This is a genomic window from Nostoc piscinale CENA21, from assembly GCF_001298445.1.
Taxonomy (GTDB): Bacteria; Cyanobacteriota; Cyanobacteriia; order Cyanobacteriales; family Nostocaceae; genus Nostoc_B; species Nostoc_B piscinale_A.
Window position 1 is genome coordinate 4,695,953 of the sequence record NZ_CP012036.1, and the last position, 20,202, is coordinate 4,716,154.

General features: G+C 41.2%; 11 protein-coding genes and 4 pseudogenes. 8 read left to right on the forward strand and 7 right to left on the reverse strand.

Annotated elements, in window-relative coordinates; translation table 11 throughout:
- The first annotated feature begins 5 nt into the window (after positions 1-5).
- A complete protein-coding gene (locus ACX27_RS31860; protein WP_144427489.1) occupies positions 6-302 on the forward strand; it encodes a hypothetical protein in 297 nt (98 codons plus the stop codon).
- A gap of 314 nt (positions 303-616) precedes the next feature.
- A pseudogene (locus tag ACX27_RS20200) lies at positions 617-856 on the forward strand (AbrB/MazE/SpoVT family DNA-binding domain-containing protein).
- Between the two features lie 98 nt (positions 857-954).
- On the opposite strand, the gene ACX27_RS20205 reads toward ACX27_RS20200, so the two are convergent.
- On the reverse strand, positions 955-1,632 hold the full coding sequence (locus ACX27_RS20205) for a M23 family metallopeptidase (RefSeq protein ID WP_062295168.1): 678 nt from the start codon (positions 1,630-1,632) through the stop codon (positions 955-957).
- Between the two features lie 550 nt (positions 1,633-2,182).
- Here ACX27_RS20205 and ACX27_RS20210 point away from each other — a divergent pair.
- The 3 genes from ACX27_RS20210 (at position 2,183) to ACX27_RS20215 (ending at position 3,789) form a co-directional block, all read left to right on the forward strand.
- Entirely contained in the window at positions 2,183-2,566 is a 384-nt protein-coding gene (locus ACX27_RS20210; RefSeq protein WP_062295169.1) for a hypothetical protein, read from the forward strand.
- 261 nt (positions 2,567-2,827) lie between these two features.
- A complete protein-coding gene (locus ACX27_RS34090; protein ID WP_235526282.1) occupies positions 2,828-3,073 on the forward strand; it encodes a hypothetical protein in 246 nt (81 codons plus the stop codon).
- Complete coding sequence (locus ACX27_RS20215) at positions 3,022-3,789, forward strand: class I SAM-dependent methyltransferase (RefSeq protein WP_235526283.1); 768 nt, start codon at positions 3,022-3,024, stop codon at positions 3,787-3,789. The genes ACX27_RS34090 and ACX27_RS20215 overlap by 52 nt, the downstream gene beginning before the upstream one ends.
- Before the next feature lie 224 nt (positions 3,790-4,013).
- Here the strand turns inward: ACX27_RS20215 and ACX27_RS20220 are convergent, their stop codons facing one another.
- From ACX27_RS20220 to ACX27_RS20230, 3 genes are all read right to left on the reverse strand, one after another.
- On the reverse strand, positions 4,014-5,273 hold the full coding sequence (locus tag ACX27_RS20220; RefSeq protein WP_062295170.1) for a glycosyltransferase family protein: 1,260 nt from the start codon (positions 5,271-5,273) through the stop codon (positions 4,014-4,016).
- 82 nt (positions 5,274-5,355) lie between these two features.
- Entirely contained in the window at positions 5,356-6,714 is a 1,359-nt protein-coding gene (gntT, locus tag ACX27_RS20225; protein ID WP_062295171.1) for a guanitoxin biosynthesis MATE family efflux transporter GntT, read from the reverse strand.
- Between the two features lie 202 nt (positions 6,715-6,916).
- Positions 6,917-9,835, reverse strand: a complete 2,919-nt coding sequence (locus ACX27_RS20230) for a zinc-dependent metalloprotease (RefSeq protein WP_062295172.1) — start codon at positions 9,833-9,835, stop codon at positions 6,917-6,919.
- A gap of 429 nt (positions 9,836-10,264) precedes the next feature.
- On the opposite strand from ACX27_RS20230, the pseudogene ACX27_RS20235 reads away from it, so the two are divergent.
- Positions 10,265-11,192: pseudogene (locus tag ACX27_RS20235) on the forward strand (DMT family transporter).
- Positions 11,193-11,290: 98 nt separating this feature from the next.
- On the opposite strand, the gene ACX27_RS20240 reads toward ACX27_RS20235, so the two are convergent.
- Positions 11,291-11,653 carry a VOC family protein gene (locus ACX27_RS20240; protein WP_062295173.1) on the reverse strand — a complete coding sequence of 121 codons (363 nt, stop codon included), beginning with the start codon at positions 11,651-11,653 and terminating at the stop codon, positions 11,291-11,293.
- Between the two features lie 376 nt (positions 11,654-12,029).
- Between ACX27_RS20240 and purH the strand changes: the two are divergent.
- Together purH and ACX27_RS20250 are read left to right on the forward strand one after the other, a co-directional pair.
- Positions 12,030-13,541 (forward strand): annotated as a pseudogene (gene purH / locus ACX27_RS20245) (bifunctional phosphoribosylaminoimidazolecarboxamide formyltransferase/IMP cyclohydrolase); the annotation flags it as partial.
- A 331-nt stretch (positions 13,542-13,872) separates the two neighbouring features.
- Positions 13,873-14,869, forward strand: a pseudogene (locus ACX27_RS20250) (heme-dependent oxidative N-demethylase family protein).
- A 12-nt stretch (positions 14,870-14,881) separates the two neighbouring features.
- Here ACX27_RS20250 and ACX27_RS20255 read toward each other — a convergent pair.
- Both ACX27_RS20255 and ACX27_RS20260 read right to left on the reverse strand, forming a co-directional pair.
- Positions 14,882-18,664 carry a PAS domain S-box protein gene (locus ACX27_RS20255; protein WP_235526684.1) on the reverse strand — a complete coding sequence of 1,261 codons (3,783 nt, stop codon included), beginning with the start codon at positions 18,662-18,664 and terminating at the stop codon, positions 14,882-14,884.
- Positions 18,665-19,448: 784 nt separating this feature from the next.
- The gene (locus tag ACX27_RS20260; protein WP_062295174.1) at positions 19,449-20,177 is read right to left on the reverse strand and encodes a DUF3891 family protein; all 729 of its coding nucleotides are present in this window, start codon (positions 20,175-20,177) and stop codon (positions 19,449-19,451) included.
- Between the last annotated feature and the right edge of the window lie 25 nt (positions 20,178-20,202).

A 20,202-nucleotide genomic window follows, 5' to 3' on the forward strand; every position in this document is an offset into this window, starting at 1 on the left:
ATCTTTTGCTGCGACAAAATTACCTTCAGGTTGATTCCGCCGGAGTCTTCTTATGTGAATTCTCCCCTGAAGCCGAAGCAGCTTTTGTCATCAATGCTCTGTCAAAATTAATGGTTCTTCTTGCTCTTACGTTTTTAGTATTATCTCTGGATTTAATACCTTCTGCCCATCAATTTGCATCACTTTTGTTTACAATAATTTCTGTATTATTAAGTTTTGTTTACTATCAACTTGTAATGTTTAAGAAAAGCCAAAGAGAGATAAATAAATTATTAAAAATATCGTTGCTGATTAATCCTTAATTTTATGAGCCATTAGTACTGTAAAAATATGTATACAGCGTTTTTTTTGTTGATTACAGTACAAGTAGATAGGCAACAGAGGCGCTTAGGCTAGAGGAATATACCTCACTGGTATGAAAACTGCCTACTCGAACTAACATAAAACTAATAGTTTTGAAGTCTGCCTTAGTAGACTTTGCTTGTGTGAAAGATGAACCTCGATTTTAATCTTCAGGTGCAAAATAGGCACAATTGAGGTATAAAAAAATGTGAAAATAAAAGTAAAGTGCCAACAGATTTTCCATTGATAATCATTAAATTTATTGTGGCGATATATGGCAATAACCAAGTTAACAAATGAAGGAAAAGTAATTATTCAGGAATAATTACTAAAAGCATCTGGCTGGAAAATTGGACAGGAATTAATAGTAATTAATATGGGTGATGGGATTCTTTTCAAACCCAAGAAGCCTTTTGCAAAAACTACATTCAAAGATGTTGCAGGCTGCTTAAAATATCAAGGTAAACCCAAATCATTAGAAGATATGAATGATGCCAGCCGTCAAGTTATGTGATTATGCGATCGCCCCCTCTTTCCCTTACACTGATACAGTAAGAGCGATCAGCTACGCTGGGCGGTTACGCCATCGCATCACCAATTCTCAAAAGTATTTCAATAACCAGAGTCACGCTGATTTTTGGACTCTTGAATGACGATTCTTGATTCTCTGCTAGCAATTTGTTGCTGAGTAAACATTTCTCTTAGCACCAATGCTGGGTCTACATAGTTCTTGGCATATTTCAAGCCCCAGTGGAGGTGCGGCCCGGTGGTGCGTCCTGTCATTCCAACGCGGCCAATTCTGACTCCGGTAGGAATAACTTGACCTTCCCAAATTTGAATTCCGCCAGCTCTGTCGATTAAATAGCGCCGACCATAAGCAGTTTCGACATGGCCTTCCATGTGACAGTAGGTATGTTCCCACTCACCAGATTTTATGACTATGTGAGTTCCGCAAGCAGTGCGATCGCCTACTTTGACTACTGTACCTACCCACCAATTCCGAATATAACTGCCCTGTGGCGCGGCTATATCTAAGCCTCCGTGAAATTCCCAATTCGCCCCACCAGTCGCAGAACGGCGATAACCAAAGGGAGATGTGTATGCTTGAAAGTTTTCCACGGGGAAAGAAGCCGCTAACCAACCATTGTTTCTAGCTGCTGTTCTTTGTTGTACTTCTCTGGCTGTAACTGTTTCGACATTTGACCCGAAAGTGCTAATACCAACAACACTCAAACCCAATACTAATAATGTCGCTCCAGAAAGCAATACTTTTTTTGGTCTTTGAGCCATTATTTGATTCCTTATTTACACAGTATTATCTCTAATTTATTAAGAAAATAGCTATTTTTTAGCCCTTAATTTTTACAAGAATATCAGGTTTTTTCCTATCTTTTTTTATGTTATTTTATGAATAAACAACATGGTTTTGTATAATTTATTTTCTAACATTGCATATATATTCAGGGTATCAGCCTTTGGAATGCCCCGTTTATGTTATCAGATTTTGCTATTAAAAAAAATACTTGCGAGTCATTATTTTGCAGATTTTTTTAATTGATAAATATAATTTTTTACAATATGCGCTTAGTTGCCGTATCATCGACAATGACAGTTTACAGTTATGGCAACTATAGCCATACTTATGTATATACTTAAGTAATACCCAATAATCAGGAATCTAGAAAATTATTGCTGGCTGAGTGTTTCCCTTGTGCTGTGAAGGGTGACTTTCTGCTCTAGATAGTTGAAATCGTGCAAGCATTTATGCTTAAAATTGCTGAATAGGTCGATGGAGCTTGAAAAAAGGCCAAGATGACCATTTGCAGGACGCACCCAAGCCATGTTGACTGATATATTGCCTTTCTCGTTTGAAATTGATACCGTTGCGATCGCTGGCGCTAGTCTGTGGTCTTTAGCATTGTACTTAGGTTTTTTCCCCTGTAGTGAATGGGTAATTGAGCAGTTGAATCGTTGGTTTAATTTTGCCGAGCGATCGCTGTACACTAGTCAGACGGAATTTGAAAAAACTCGTAAAGCCAGAGAATCCCAAAACGCTTTTTACGCCTCACTATTTAGCATTGTGCCGTTTTTGGTGATAGGTAGTTTATGTAACTGGGGGGTAGAAATCAGTTTAGGTCGCAGTTGGGCAATTAGTATGGGGATACTGGCTTGTATTGGTTCTGGGATTTATGAACTAGGGCGACGGGATGGCCAGTCAGATTAATTTTTAGCTCATTTCTTTAGTCAAGCTTAAAAATCGAACCGTTAATTTGGGAAATTTGGTATTTTCAGGTGGTGCTTGAGAATTCTGACTTTGATGGGATCTCAGGGAATTTACCTATGTGACTCATCCTGCTGTGAGACGAAATTGGAAATTATGCGATCGCAGCCTGATTTTGTCTCTTAACTATGCTGGTTGAGAAAATTATTCTCGACTAAAAGCAGTAAAAGCTGGATAAGTTCAAATATGAAATGAGAATACTAAATGAACAAAATAACGGTCAACGATATTCAATCTACTTCATTTCCCCAAGGGGATTATGTATCACCAGGGCTTGAAACTATTCAGCCAGATTTATATTTTCCTAACATGGTTTTAGGAAATAAATATGATTCTTCTTGGCTATATTTACGACGAGATATTCCTCATACTGGTATGTTGATCAGCGTCGGTCTGATGTGGGATTTGTCAGCCGTGATGAAGCACATATTCTCTACAACACCGCCTTAAAATTTCAAGGTAAAAAAGCTTTAGAAATAGGCTGTTGGATGGGTTGGTCAGCTTGTCATTTAGCTTTAGGTGGAGTAGAACTAGATGTCATTGATCCGATGTTATCTGAACAACTATTTTATGAAAGTGTGACAGATTCACTCAAGCAAGCAGGTGTGAAAGAATCTGTAAATCTCATCCCTGGATATAGCCCCCAAACAGTAGCAGAAACAGCTAATAAATTGCATCGAAAATGGTCATTAATATTTATCGATGGTCATCATGAAGCGCCAGCACCACTGGATGATGCAATAATTTGCGAACAATTTGCCGAAGCAGATGCTCTCATTTTATTTCATGATTTGACTGCTCCTGATGTCGGCAAAGGATTAGATTATTTGAAAGCTAAAGGTTGGCAGACAATGGTTTATCAAACTATGCAAATTATGGGAGTTGCATGGCGGGGAAATGTTGAGCCTGTAATACACCAGCCAGATAATACAATTAATTGGCGCTTACCACCACATTTGCAATCTTATAATGTTAGTGGTGTAACTCAAACTAAAACAACAGATAAATTTTCAGTTTTGTTACAAATAATTCAACCATATACTTTATTGAGTGAAACAAAATTATTTTCTTTGTACAGTCAAGCTCAACAAGTATATGATTATCTTTTCTGGCTACCAAAAATCTTAAAACAAACACTCTCTCGAATCAAAATTTTTTCTAGTTAAATCACAAGAGTGCATTCAATTTCAGCACGTAGCCCTCAGACTGAAGTCTGGGGCTATATAAACTAAACCCGCCTGCGCGGGTTTTAACATAGTCCCCATAGTTCATTGATAGTAAACGAAACAAAATTCATCCCCTTAATCAGCAACACTGATGTATCTATCGGGTAAATCCAATCTCTAAAATCCAAAATTGTTTGACTCCTAAATTCTGGCTTCTGAAGTCTTCAATCAATTTCCTCACAGACAATTTGAGCGATTTTTTCGGCTGCGCCACTTTCGCCGCGAACTTGTCTTAGTTTGTGACGCATTTGTGCTAACTTTTCAGGATGATTTAACAAGTCTAAGACCATTTCGCCAACTTCTTTTGCTTGGAGTTTCCCTACTAATTCTGGAACTATTTCTGACTGCGCCCAGATGTTTGGCCAGGCTAATAAACCCTTGCGTCGCAGAAATAGCCAGTTAATTAATTTGGCAAATGTTGTTCCAACTCCTGGCAAATTTGCTAATAATCCTGGCAAACCATCCCAAGAACGCATAGCGTCAAGCTGTTGAGTCGGCAATAACACAATCATTGGTACACCTAAAGAACCAAGTTCGGCTGTGTTTGCGCCGACTGTAGTTAAGCAGATACTACATTGTGACAAGATGCTGTATGCAGGATTTTCTTGATGTAGTTCGACGTTTAATCCTTGGTTGGTTTTCAGTAGCGGGTACTCATGGTTTTGTTCTGGAATTATTAAAGAACCGCCAGAAAATTTAAAAGTTTCGACAAAAGAATTTTTTTGGGGATCAGCAAAGCTGGCTAAGGTTTGTAAATCTAAAGTTGGTGCAACTGGAATAATAAACTTGGTTTGGGGTAGTTGGGCGTGGATATATTCAGCAATAGCTAAAGTTAAAGGGACTCCCTGGGTGAGTTTTGCAGCTTTTGAACCGGGGAGAATACCGATAAGTACTGAGTGCTGAGTGGGGAGTTGGGAGTTGGGAGTGGGAAGTGAGGTTTGGGCTTCTAGCATTAAGTCGCCGACGACTGTGAATTTATGAGCGTATTTGGGGGAGACTTTTTGGGCGACTTGTGGTTTCATTACGCCGAAGCGGTCGATTAAATTATGCCAACGGGCTTCCCATTCGGCGTAAACTACGGTATAATACCCGAGTTTTTTGCCAATAATCACCGGGAAAATCTGATCCCCACCGAGGAAAACGACAACGCCGTGGCTTCTCCAGTCCCAATTGTCAGATGTTTTTCCCCAGAGTAAAAATTGCCAAAAATGTTCTACTCCTTGAACTCGATCAACTTCTGGGTAAGATAGAGCGATCGCTGCTTCTTTGCCACTAGCATTAGGACAAGGTGATAAAACTACAGAAATTCTGACTAAAGAACGGTCATCTCCTAGTTGTTGGCGTAATGCTTTGACGACTGGACGCACCCAGGTTGTGATTTCTCCAGGGCCATTAGAAAGAATGAGAATATCTACTGGAGTCATGATTTATGGCAAAAGGCAAAAGGCAAAAGTAAGAATTGTTTTTAATATTAGTGGTATGTGTGAGTGCAGTTCTCTACTTCAACTAACTAGATGGTAGGGGTTGTTGATTGTCGAGAGTTGAGCTACCAAGTGTCCGGGGTATTTGGACAGCCAAAACTGTCAGATTAATTGCCATATAAGCTACCAGCGACATCCACAGTAAGGAGTTATTGTGAATATACCAAGCGGCGATCGCTACAGGTACAAAGCCACAACTAAAAGCAATTAAGACTGCATTGCGTAAGGTAGCGCCTTCTTTTAAACCAATAAAATAACCTTCTAACATAAAGGCAATGGCGGTTAATCCCAACAATGGTAGCAACCAAATTGTATAAGTACTGATATGTTTGTTGACTTCGGCGTGATTAGTTAATAGCCCAAAAACTGTATCTGGAAACAGCACTGAAACAACAGCAAAACCCAAAGCAATCACTAAACTGGTCAATACAGAGACAGTCAGTAATGCACTCATTTGTTCTTTTGCACCTTTGCTGTAAAAGTTACCAGTCAGGGTTTGAGTTGTCATTCCCACACCTTGGACTGTGAACTGACTTAATAAAGCAATTTGTAAGAGCAAACCGTTCTCGGCTAAGATTTCCGTTCCCATTGCTGCACTCAAGTTAGTGAAGATGGCATAGGTGGAAATCAGCACAACAAAGCGGATGAGAATATTACTTTTCAGCGCCACCGTATCTTTGAGAGCCACCCAATCAAAAACTTCTTGGAAAGCTGCGGGTAATGTTTGCCAGGGAATAGTAAAGCTGGCATAGATAATGCCTGTTAATAATGCCAGATATTGACTGATGGCTGTGGCTAGTCCAGCCCCCATACTTTCCCAACCCCAAAGCGAAATCATCAAATAGTCCAGCACCACATTCGAGCCATTACCAATCACCGACATAGCGAGGACGACGCTATTCTTTTCTTGCCCCATAAACCAGCCAATTAAGACAAAATTCAGCAATACGGCTGGCGATCCCCAAATTCTGGCTTGAAAATAATCAGCCCCAGCAATTTCAATTTCTGGGGAACCGCTCAGAATTGTAAAGCCAATTTTTTGTAAGGGGTATTGTAACAACAAAATTAATAAGCCAATTCCCAAAGCAATCAAGCCACTGCGTATCCCCGCCAAGAGTACGGCTTTGTGGTCATCAAGTCCAACAGCTTGTGCAGTCAGCGCATTCACACTAGAACGCAGGAATTTCAACACCCGATAAAGGTAGTCAAAAATAATTGTTGCTAAAATCACTCCTGCCAAGTGACGGATGTCTGCCAAGTGTCCCAAAAAGGCAATATCTACCAAACCGGCTAAGGGAACCATCATGTTAGATAGCATACTAATGCTGGCCAGTTTGTAAAAGCGAGGCAGGAAGTTGTACTTGGGTGAGACCGCAATTGTCATAGATTGTTGTCTGTACTGGAATTTATCTTCCAGTCTGAACTATTTCAGGAGGAAATGACATATCATATCGTGTCAGGTGAAAGAATGATCATTCATGAAGGGTGCAAGGTATAGGGGTGTAAGGGTTTTGCTTACTTACACCCTACACCCTTATCCCCTTACACCCAATCTCAACAACTAACCTTTGTACCTCAGCCCCTAGTTAATTTCCTTGCAATGGTGCATTCAAGGCTTTTTCAATGCGATCGCGTGTTTCAAGAATATGGGCTTTGCTATATTCATCTTGAGAGCTTACCTGCGCGAGTTTTTCATCTAATTGCTTGAGTTTGTACCAAGCTAAAGTCCGCGCATCTTCTGGGACATTATCTTTCCGCAACACCATCCCAATTAAGATATCGAGGTATTCTCGTTGCAAACCTCGTCGCATACTGGAGATTTGCAAAGCAGATTTTTGGGGTTTGAGGATTTCTGTCCAAATCCCTGATTGCAAAGTGTCAAATAATTCAGGTAATGTCAGTGCTTGTCCTGATTGAGCTTTGAGTTCCAAATCTTTGAGGCGGTAGAGGCGATCGCTTGAAAGTAAATCGCGTAAAACCGCACTCTGCAAGAATAAAACCAACTCATGAATCGGATAATCTAAACGTCCTACGCGGGGATAGCTGCCCCAATGCCGCCAACGTGAAGGTGCTAATTTATTCAATAAGTCTGGAGAAAATTTTAAGGCATCTTCGGCAAACACATACTTTTGCAGGGTTTTTAAAGCTTGCCTTTGTTCTTCTACGGGGACTGGTTGAAATGGTAAACGATTTTGTCCACTCAGTTTACTAGAGTCCACATCAGCACCTTTGATGCGGTAAAAAGACTGTCCCCCAATGTATTTACTAACATAATAAATTTGCTGAAAATAATTACCCAACACTGTACTAAAGCGTTCACTGACATCGCTGTAGCTTTCCCCAGCCGTCGGATAACCCCGGTTGAGACGTTCCCACATCAGCCGCGAATTATCTAACTGCCATTGGGCATAAACCAGTACGTTATTACTGTTGTCCCAAGCATCGGCGGTGGGGTCGAGGTCATAAACATCTTCGTCTGTGGAATAACTCAACTCTGGTTTAGAGGATTGGTTGGCAATTTCTTGCAACAATGGTTTTTCGGCAATAGGAGTACTGGCCTTAGTGGAAATATAACCATATTGAATTGCCCATTCATCATAAGCCCCCACTGCACTCGGAAAATAATCGCCCTGCTTTGTGCCTTGGGGTGCAATATTCGGGGGAATATAATCCATCACCGAAGCTGTCAAACCTTTACGGTGGGTGACATCTTTATTGTTCATCTCCTGGGGTGGTAGCAGGGTACTACCGCGAAAGTTATGGCGCAAACCCAGTGTATGACCAACTTCGTGGGCAATAATTAACCGTAAATATTGATTGATATATTCTTTTTGTTGGTCTTGGCTGGGTGTACCATCTTTTAACAGTGTCATTGCCAAAGAACCAAAGGCAAATTGATTAGCGGCTTCCATGCCATAACACAAATCATATTCCCCAGCGAGTTTTGATAAATTGCGGAGTAAGCCATTTTCTTTAGGCTGGGAATTTTCGCCACCACAAAGAAAGCGATTTTGCATCCAAGCTGATAAAGATGTGCGATTTTGGTTTTGGTTCGGTTGGACAATTTTGCGATATTCACTTTTTAATGCCCGCACAAAACTCGCATCAACTAAAATATCTGCATCTAAAATTTCTCCGGTGAGGGGGTTAACACGGGATGGCCCCATTGCAAAATAACCATCGACGGTGTTTATCCAGCGAATTGTGTTGTAGCGAATATCTGCCGGGTCCCAAGTGGCGTTATCTGGCATTTGTTTGGCTTCAATGGCATCTTTAAATCCGGCTTTGAGGAAGGCTTGATTCCACATTAAGATGCCTTCTTGAATGGCATCACGGTATTCTAAAGGAACTGCATTATCAATCCAGAAAACAATCGGTTTTTTGGGGCGGGAAATCGCGGCTGTGGGGTCGGCTTTTTCTAAATTCCAGCGATTAATATAACGCACAAAAGGATCGCCACTATCTTTGGTTAAATCTTGGTAAGCGGTGATGAAATAACCAACTCGTTCATCTGCTAAACGTGGGCGGTAATTATTATTAGGTAATTGTGAGAGACTGTAATGGACACGCAAGGTAAAGCCACGGTCATCAGCCAGAGAGGCGAAATTCAGCCGTTGATTATCTCGAATGCTACTTGCACTACTAGAAAAATTTAATACTGACTCAATTTCGATGTTGTAGGGAAAAGCTTTGGCATTACCGAAGTATGATTGGTCTGTGGTGGCAGTCACACCCAAACTCGCTGATAATCCTGCTAAGTCAGAAAGTAGCAAATCACTCAAGTCAACAAGGATAGTTTTGCGTTGGGGATGAATGCTTTTGATGGGTAGCATGTAGAGAATCGAATCGCTAAATGACCGGGCAAGCGATCGCGCTTGGGGATCTCCTTCCCGCGTGCGAAAATTAACATTACGCACCACAAAGTGTAATTTGTCATCCACCCTCTGCCAATAAAACAAAAAATCTTGCAAAGGTATACCACTGTAAATACCACGTTCGCCAATTCCCGATTCCAGGGTGGCTGTAGCTAAGAAATTATTATTTAATTGTTCTGGTTTAATTTCCAGATAAATTTTATTCTTTTTGGTACTGCGATAGATGGTGAATAATCCCTCTTTTTTTTCTGTATCTTTAACTACTTCATCAAAGGCTTGTAAATCATCCTTAGTTGCTGGTTTTGCCTGTGAAGTCGGCTTTTTTTCTTGTTGATTGCTGGGTTTAGCAACTTCTAAAAATGGCTGTTTGTCTGCTTGTTTGAGGTTGTTAACTACCCAAGTAAAAGGCTGACTTTCGACTTTTTTATCTTGATTAATCACCCAAACTTGCGGTGATGGTAGTTTTTTCCAGGCAGGGTTTGTGCTATTTTTGTTAGGCGTAACTTCTGCAATCTGGTTAACACGTACAGCTTTTGTGTCTTTGTAACTACGTGGCGACTCAGCATTGGCAGTTGCTATCCCTAATAAGAATCCGTGCAACAAAATTACATAAAAAGTTACTTTATTCATTTAGTTCCGCCCTGATAAGATTTACGAGTTAATTTTTAATTTTGACAAATGAAATTTTTGGCTGCCATCAGTAAAAGCAACCTAAAAAGACCTGGAGTTGTCTGAAATTTACAAACAGACTTTTGGCTTCAGTTTTTTGGATTATTATCTAGTTGTAGAGTATTGTTCCTAACAGTTCCTTAGCGAATCAATAGTAAGTATGATTGTGTCACCAGAAAAATCAAGATATTGGTAAAAATTACACAATTTTGGCGAATAATTTTCAAAAATATAAATTTCCTGATAAATAATAACTGTTAAACCTAAAAATAAATTATTACTGCCTGAAATTTAGCTTTAATTCAGTACTTTCGTCAATAAGATATACATACTACTTTATACTTCTATCTTTTGGATTTTCTGTTAGAAAATTTTTCATACCTTAACTGCATGTCATTACATCAAAACTCTGGCCGCTGGCGTTTAGGGCTGGCATTATCTCTACTGGCTGTTTTATTGTGGGGAATTTTACCAATCGCGCTGGCGATAACACTGCAAGCACTTGATGTCTATACGGTGATTTGGTTTCGGTTTTTACTGTCATTTGTGTTACTAAGTGTATATTTAGGAACGCGTGGCGAGTTACCAAAGTTACGTCAATGGCGTTCTCAGACTTGGAAGTTATTGGCGATCGCTACAATTATGTTAGGAGCTAATTACTTCTTTTTCATGCAGGGTTTGGCGTTAACATCTCCAGCCAACGCAGAAGTATTAATTCAATTAGCAACTTTGTTATTAGGCTTGGGTGGGTTAGTGATTTTTCACGAACGTTACACACTCAACCAATGGCTTGGGGTTGGTGTATTAATTTGTGGTTATATAATATTTTTCCGCGACCAAATCACTAATTTAATTACCGCACACAGCACATATATTTTTGGTAGTGGTTTGATAGTTTTAGGTGCAGCAGTTTGGGCTATTTACGCTTTAGCACAAAAGCAGTTATTACAATCATTATCTTCGCCCCATATCATGATGATGATTTATGGCGGTGCGGCTTTATTATTGACACCTTTGGCAAAACCAGACACTCTTTTAAAATTAAATAATTTACAGCTAGGGATGTTAATTTTTTTGTGCTTTTAATACTTTAATTGCTTATGGTGCCTTTGCCGAATCATTAGAACATTGGGAAGCATCCCGCGTCAGTGCTGTGTTGACTTTAGCGCCGATTGTGACCTTAATTGCTGTTGAGTTAGTAGCAATATTAATACCTGGATTGATTCCCGCAGAAAATATCACCCTGACTGGTACGATTGGTGCAGTGTTGGTAGTCGCTGGTTCGATGGCGATCGCTTTAGGAAAAAAAGCTCAGTAGATAGGCACAAATAAACCAAACTATGTAAAGAAAATGAATTAGCTTAAAACCCTCATCCCTTTTTCCTCCTGCCTCCTGCCTTTCAACTCCTGCCTTCTTCAATCACGAGTCAATAGTTCTAGGTTATGTCCATTTGGGTCATAGAAATAAAAACCGCGCCCACCTTGGCGATGATTAATTTCGCCTTTGTGTTGGTGCATAGGGTCACTAGTATACTCCAAACCAGCTTGTTTGACTCTAGCAAAGATGGTGTCAAATTCCTCATCACTAACATGAAAAGCATAATGATGAGATTCAAAAGAGTTTCTGTCATCAAAATCGAGTGTTAATGTGTCATTCACTCGCACCGCAGCAAAATGACCAGCAGGTTCAACTTTTAAACCAAAAATATCAGCAAAGAACTGGGCAGATGCTTGTTTGTCATGAGCAGGAACTATAGTGTGATTCAAAGAGATAGTCATAATTTTTTACATCTGAGGTTGTTTTTAGGTTTATTTCTAGAATGGCTGATGAAACTTGATTCTGCCCTCTTCATTTCGATAGGATTTATCTAGCTTGCAGCAGACGATTACAATCGCGGCTAAATAAACGAAGCCTACCCACGTAGGCTCAAAACCAAGAATTTTCAAAGTCAAGCGAAGGCAGAAGACAGGAGGCAAGAGGTAGAAGGAGGAGAAAGCCACCCACAAAGGGCGGGGCTTGAACCCAACAAGCATTTTTTTCCCTTCTGCCCTCTGCCTTTCTTCGTCAATAGAGATGGACTTATTTTTTTATGATCTTGAAGTGAACCAAGGGTTATGCAAAAATTGGGGTCTTTCGCATCTGAGGAATTGAGACATGGCGCGTCTAGCACTGCTGAGTGTATCTAACAAAACTGGTTTAATTGACCTAGCTCGTAGCTTGGTAGAAGAATTTGCATTTGATATCATCAGCAGTGGGGGAACAGCTAAAGCCCTCAAGGATGCGGGAATACCAGTAACGAAGGTTTCTGATTACACTGGTTCGCCGGAAATTTTGGGTGGAAGGGTAAAAACGCTACATCCGCGCATTCATGGCGGAATTTTGGCACGGCGGGACGTTCCTCAAGATATTACAGATTTAGAAAATAACCAAATTCGCCCAATTGATTTGGTGGTAGTCAATCTTTACCCGTTTGAGGAGACTATTGGTAAACCTGGGGTGACATTAGCTGAAGCTGTGGAACAAATTGATATTGGTGGCCCGGCGATGTTGCGGGCATCATCCAAGAATTTTGCTCATCTGACGGTATTATGTGATCCGGCGCAGTATGATGAATATCTGCAAGAGTTACGGCAAAATAATGGTGAAGCTTCCTTAGAATTTCGCCAAAAAGCAGCCTTAAAAGGATTTTTACATACGGCGAGTTATGATCAGGCGATCGCATCTTATCTTGCAGGTACACCAAAACATACCCTCAGTGGTACAGAATTACAATCTCTGCGTTACGGCGAGAACCCCCATCAAAGTGCGGCTTGGTATCAAACTGGCGCTACACCCACAGGATGGGCAGCCGCCAAAAAACTCCAAGGTAAGGAACTCAGCTACAATAACTTAGTTGACTTAGAAGCAGCACGGCGAATTATTGCTGAGTTTACCGACACACCAGCCGCAACCATCATTAAACATACTAATCCCTGCGGTACAGCTTTGGGCGATACCATTGTCGAAGCTTATCAAAAAGCTTTTAATGCCGATTCGACTTCCGCCTTTGGGGGAATTGTGGCTTTAAACCGTTCCATTGATGCAGCGACAGCCAGCGAGTTAACTAAAACATTTTTAGAATGTGTGGTTGCGCCTGACTGTGACGCAGAAGCACAAAAAATACTCTCGAAGAAAACCAATTTACGGGTTTTGACATTAGCAGATTTGAGTAGTGGCCCGAAAACTTTAGTTAAACAAATTGCTGGCGGTTTCTTAGTACAAGCTGCGGATGATATTGTGGCTGATACAAGTAAATGGCAAGTGGTAACAGAAGTGCAACCTACCCCTGACCAGTTAGGCGAATTGCTGTTTGCATGGAAAGTCTGCAAGCATGTTAAATCTAATGCCATTGTACTCACAAGCGATCGCACTACTCTTGGTGTTGGTGCAGGTCAAATGAACCGCGTTGGTTCTGCTAAAATTGCTCTCGAACAAGCTGGTGACAAAGCGAAAGGCGCAACTCTCGCTAGTGACGGATTTTTCCCCTTTGATGATACTATCAGAGCCGCCGCCGCCGCCGGAATTACTGCCATTGTCCAACCAGGAGGTAGTTTGCGCGACCAAGATTCTATCAAAGCAGCTAATGAACTGGGTTTAGTAATGGTTTTGACAGGAGTAAGGCACTTTTTTACATTAATAAGGATTGATGCACAAAGGTTATTTGTGGAGATTGGGTGTAAGGGTTTAAGGGTGCAAGGGTGTAATGTTACACCCAATCACAACCAAAAATTTTGGGTGCTAACTCAATCCAGATAGTGCAGTTATCAAAGTGTCACTCATAACACTTGCCCTTATTTAACGGTGGTGTTATTCTCTAGTTGTGTGAGGAGCAAGTTGAAATTAAAGAGCGTCTGGGGTGGAAACACGGCAACACTCCCAGACGCTTTTTAGTATTTATCCTGATTTTATGTAACCATCAAGAATACATGGCACTTTTTGAAATCAGTGGCTTGTGGAAATGCAGAAAGTCGCGGCTGTAAATAGTCCGGCTTGCTACTTCCCTCTGATGAATGGGCGCTACGAAGTCAAGCCAGGGATGACGCTGCTTGGCTCGTGTTTTGGTAATGGTCAAGCTGATAAGCAAGTATTTCAAATTGATGAGAATTTTGCTGATTACCGTCAGGCTAAACTGTTAGCTCGTGCAGAACGGTTGAGCAAATATTACCAGACTCACAATTATTCTAAGGCTGTGGCAGGTGCGATCGCTCGTTTAATTATTGAACGCCTCACTCAAGAACATCCTCAATACTTTAGCTATGAACAATTAACCGCCAATACCTGGAGATTTTATAGCCAACTTACCCAAGAAATACTTTATTTAGATGCAGACTGGCAGTTACAAAAAGTTGAAGGTAGTTCACAGGTTCCAGCTTACACTTCTAGTCTTGATGCTTTAGCCGCCCAAGTACAAGAAGATTTTACAGTTATTTGCTGTGGTAAAGATGGTGGTAATTGGCTGAGTGCAGTTCATTTATGTTACCCCAACCATTGGTCAGCCGAAGAAAAAAATTGGTCAAGATTTTGCCAGCATACATACACCTGTGGCGGGTATGGAAAAAATTAATCGCCGTGCAGATGCGATCGTTCATACTATGATTAACCGTCAACCAATGGTGCGCTTTGCTTGGGGTTTAAGTACTGATATGCGCCTGAATCATCATCCTGAACCACCAGTTGGTGTATTGGTTAATCAGTGGCAAGGTAGAAGCTTTGATCCCCAGCATCCCCAGCTTTATTTACGAATTGAACGACAAGTTATTTGGGGAATACCACAGTATCAAGCCGCTTTGTTTACTATTCGTACTTATTTTAGAGACTGCACTTTGCTGAAACAAGATCCGCTATTACGGGGTAAGTTATGCGCTGCAATTGAATCGATGTCACCAGAGTCACTGATATACAAAGGTTTAGTAGATAGCAAAACTAGTATTTTACGTTGGCTCAACGAAGATTGAATCATCTCTCTGTCACCTGCTATAAATCAAACTGGCTATGACTACTGCTAATTCTGCTGGTTCGATGGGTTTGGTGAGATGTCGCTGAAAGCCTGCGGAGATAATTTTTTGGGCGTTAGCCTCACCGGCAAAAGCAGTTAAAGCGATCGCAGGTAATATACTGGCAGGAGTAGTCTTTCTTACCTGTTCAATCAGCATATAGCCATCCATTGTGGGCATACCAATATCACTCAACAGTAAATCTGGTTTTGTTTGAGCGATCGCTTGTAGTGCATCTGGGGCTGAGTTTACCGCTTGGACTGTCGCACCATACTGTTCCAAAATAAAAGTTAGTAAATTCAACGTATCAAGATCATCATCTACGATGACTATCTGCACACCTTGAAGATTTGGGACATTTTCAATTAAAGGATAGTTGGGCAATGTTTCAGCCGCAGCCACAATTAATGGTAACTGCACGATAAAAGTTGCGCCTAAGTTTTCTCCGGGACTTGTGACTTGCACAGTACCACCGTGGAGTTCCACAAGATGACGCACAATTGCTAATCCTAATCCTAGTCCACCAAATTTTCTGGTTGTGACCTCATCGGCTTGGCGGAAGCGGTCAAAAACGAATGGCAGAAACTCTGCACTAATACCTTTGCCTGTATCTGTAACTTGAATTTCGGCAGAACTACCAACTGTTTTTAGTCGGACTTCCACTCTACCGCCTTCTGGTGTAAACTTCACGGCATTGGTGAGTAGGTTCCAAATGATTTGTTGTAGGCGGTTGGGATCACCTGCTACTTTTACCGCACTCACGGCAAAATCTGTTTGTAGCTGAATTGATTTGCTTTCGGCGGCTAAACGCACAGTGTCTAGTGCAGCTTCTAAGCAGCTTACTAAGTCAACTGTGCAGATATTCAAACTCAGCTTACCGCGCAGAATCCGTGAAACATCAAGTAAATCTTCAATTAATCTTGCTTGTAATTTAGCATTGCGCTCGATAGTATCTAGGGCTTGGATGGTCTTGGCTGCATCTAATCGGCGGCTTTTGAGCAGTTTTGTCCAACCAAGAATCGGATTTAGTGGCGATCGCAATTCATGAGAAACTATTGCTAAAAAGTCATCTTTCATCCGGTTGGCTGTTTCGAGTTCTATTCTGGCTGCACGTTCTCGTTCTAAAGCCTGCGCCCGTTCTTCTACCATCATTTTTTGTTCATGAATATCAGTACATGAACCAAACCATTTGATAATCTGTCCATCTGGATTTCTTAATGGAAATGCTAATCCTAAATGCCAGCGATATTCGCCATCCGCAGCGCGACGCAGACGATATTCAATCTCATACTTTTTCCCTGTCTGCAAGCAATCTAGCCAGATGTCGATAGTAAATTGCACATCATCAGGATGTAAAATATTTAACCAGCCTTCACCTTGGGTTTGTTCTAACGTTGTGCCTGTGTAGTCATACCAACGTTGATTAAAATACTCATGGTAGCCATCTGGTCGGGTAATCCAAAACATTTGCGCCATTGTGTCAGCCAATGTGCGAAACATCAATTCGCTTTGTTGCAAGGCTGCTTCGGTTTGCTTACGTTTACTGAGGTCAAGCACAAAACAAACCCATCTAAATGGACTGCGCGTTAATAGAGTCGCACCTAATAAAATCGGCACACGGGAGCCATCCTTGCGGATATATTCTTTCTCAAATGGAGTACAAACACCAGAAACAAATACTTCTTCTACCTTGGCTTGATCAAGTTCTTTATATTCTGGTGGTGTCATGTCTTGCCAGCGCAGTTTACCTGCTAATACATCTTCTTGGGTGTAACCAAGCATCTGTAAAAAGGCATCATTGGCAAAGGTAATTTTGTCTGGTTCGGCTTCAATAATGCCGATGATACTTGATTGTAATAGCTGCCGCAACCGTGACTCACTTTGCTGGAGAGCTTCTTCGGCTTGTTTGCGATCGCTAATATCAACATTAACTCCCACCATCCGTAAAGGTTTACCTTCGCGATCATAGTAAACTTTCGCTCTGGCATGAAGCCAATGGATGCTGCCATCCTGCCAAATCACGCGAAAGTCTGTGAAGAACTCGCCTGTTTTTAAGGCATTGAGTATATATGCGTGTGCTTGATCTAAATCATCCGGATGAACCCATTTTTTCCAGTCTTCGTAAGTTTGACCAAATTCACCGGGTTGTAAACCGTAAATGGCTTCTAATTCTTTTGACCAAATATTAACATTACTAGGGATATGCCACTCAAAGCTGCCAATTTTACCCACAGCTTGGGCTAAATCTAACCATTCTTGCTTTTGCCTTAATGCTTCTTCATTGCGCTTACGTTCAGTTACATCTAAAAAGGCTCCGACGACACCCCTGATCTTACCCGCAGAATCACGCAAGGGTGCTGCTTTACCGTAAATAAATTGCACATCATCTTCACTAAAAACAAATTCAAATTCTCCCTCCATCTCCTCACCAGTTAAACCAGCTTGCTGCATTGGTAATTCATTGAGGGGGACATCTTGACCATTTTTTTGAATTTTAAAGGGAAAAGGATATTCTCCACTCGCCGGAGTTGCTGTCATAATTGAGCCTGGTTGTAGGCGCATTAATTTATAAGCACTACGGTTGACCGTCATTTGATGACATTGGGGATCTTGAGCAATCCAAACTGCGGCCGGTACAGTTTCCATGATGGTTTCCAGTTCTTCAGCCCTGGCTTTGGCAAGTGCTTCACTTTGGCGCAATTTGGCTTCGGAATGCTTACGTTCGGTAATGTCTACATTCACGGCGACAGCATGAATAATTGCTCCAGTTTCATCGCGGATGGGTATAACAGAATTGAGAATGGTTTTGCGTTGTCCATCAAAACTTTCAATATCAATTTCTTCCCCAATGACTGTCTCACCTGTAGCTAAAACTCTAGCTAGTGTCCATTCGTGGGCGGCAATTGGTTTACCTGTATCTGCCCACCATCCTTTATATTCATGGTATTGACTGGGGTCGTCCAAAAAAGGGGCATTTTCTCCCCAAATCATTTTGATAGCTGGATTAACTTCGATAAATTTGCCCTTAGCATCAGAAATTACAACTCCTACAGGCAAAATATCGAGCATGGCACGCAGCAATTGTCCTTCGCGATCGCGCTTGGCTTGTTCTTGCGCTAAAATCGCCTCGGAATACTTGCGCTCGGTAATATCAGTTAGCATTGCAACCATACCAGAGAATTTTCCTTGCTCATCTAAAATTGAGCTAAGAGAAGCAATCACCCAAAGTTCTGCTGCGTCTTGGCGGTGTAAACAAAGTTCAAATTGTCGTTTTGTTTCCTGGTGCTGTAGCTGATTTTGTTCTAGCCATTGCCGAATTTCAGTTTGAGCATCATGCTCTAAAAAATCGAAAATTGAGCGATCGCTCATCTGCTCTACACTATAACCAAGCATTGCAGCTAGTCGGGAATTAACAGATTCTGTCTGTCCATCTTGGTCAAATATCCATATCCCTTCATAAGCAGTCTCCAACAGACGGCGATAGTTCACCTTCAATTTTGCCAACTTAGACTCAGATTTCTGCTTGGCAATATATAACTCTGAATTTAAAGAACTAATAAATAGAGCTGTGAACCCAAACACAATTAGCTGTAATACATCAGCCCTGGTTTTGGGTAGTAAAGAATAGATGGGCGAAATGAAAAAGTAGTTATTGACGACAACCGCCAAAACGGTGGCCCATAAGCCAGAAACTAATCCCCCATACCAACTACTAAAGACTACAGCAACAAAAAAAAAATTGGCGAGACTTCCAATTTTAAAAGGTTATCCAGCGTTAAGCCTAGTAGCAGCGCCATTAACACCGAGAACACAGAAACAAAGTAACGCTGCAAATAGAAGAGCTGGATTTTTGACATACTGCGATTAATCCTTGGCAGTCACCTGTCTCTAAGACATAAAATTTTTATTGTTGGTAGACAACCATCCTGAGTTATATCTTATCTAAATATTTAGGTTGTATGTGTATCAATTGCATAAATTACGGCTAACCGGGAACAGGCAGCAGGCAATAGAAAAAGGGATTTCAGTCTTTGCCCAACACAATCGGCTGAAAATTCGGGGCTTCAAAACCGCTTGTGGTCGAGGGAACAGGTAAAAAACAGCTTTTGTGATTGATTTATCTGTTCCCTGTGGTCACTGAGCTTGTCGTTCGCCTAGCGTCTCCGGCAGGAGAAGTTTGCCCCGTCTCCTGTTCCCTTGACCGAAGGTCGGTAATTTAAAGACTTAATAAAGTGTTACATAATATACTTGTCATTTCCAAAAACAAGTGATAACTTCTAGTTGTGTGTGAGGAGCAAGTTGAAAATAAAAAGCGCCTGGGGTGGAAACACGGCAACACCATCAGGCGCTTTTTATTTGGGGCGTATATTCTAGCATACTTTGTGCAATGCGTAAAACTGTCACACAACAGATTTACTAATTCAAAAAACAAATGCTATTTTATAGTTGTGTGTGAGGAGCAAGTTGAAAAGAAAGAGCGTCTGGGGTGGAAACACGGCAACACTCCCGGACGCTTTTTCATTTGTATTGATTGATGGGTTTAACTAGCGACAAAAGTCCACTCTAGTACTTTGATTGGCGCTTCTTGGAGGGCTTGAATCAGTTTAGCGGGACTGGCAAACTTGACTTGGGATAATTCACAAGCTTCGACATTGACTGTGAATTTTTCGTCTTCAAACGGCCAGGGTTGGACAGTGACTAAAGAATCGCTGCGCTGCATAATGTCATAACGTTGACCATCAGGCCCTTTGCTAATTTCTAAAAACCGTTCATCAGCAGGTAATTCTTGCTGACAGAGAATTAGAGATAAGCGATCGCACCATTGCATAAATGCGTAAGCTGCATCCACCTCATCTTCCGTAATCCCTAACTCTTTACGCCAATGTTCTTGGTTTTTTACTTGTTCGTCTAAAAACTTGTCTAATTCTGGCGACTTACCTCGTTTAGCCTGATTTATCCGACACAGGTGCTTAGAAATTAACAGAGTTACCCAACGTCCCCGATAGTGAGCATTTTTTACTAGATTAGCTAACTTCTCCACATCAATTTCTGGATTCAACATAAAATCCATTGGTGCGCCAGCTTCTGTCAGGTTATCTTCTTCCCACTCTTTTTCTAAATCATCATGATGAGAAATTGCAGCTAATGTTTCATATAACCTTGGTGGTGCATTTTTCCGCCGCCACTGTCCTGCTAACTGTGCTGCAAGTAAAGCATGAGCGCGATGATAAATTACTTCCCAACCATTTTGTGTAGGTTTAACAATCACCGATCAATCTCCCTAGAAAAGTGCT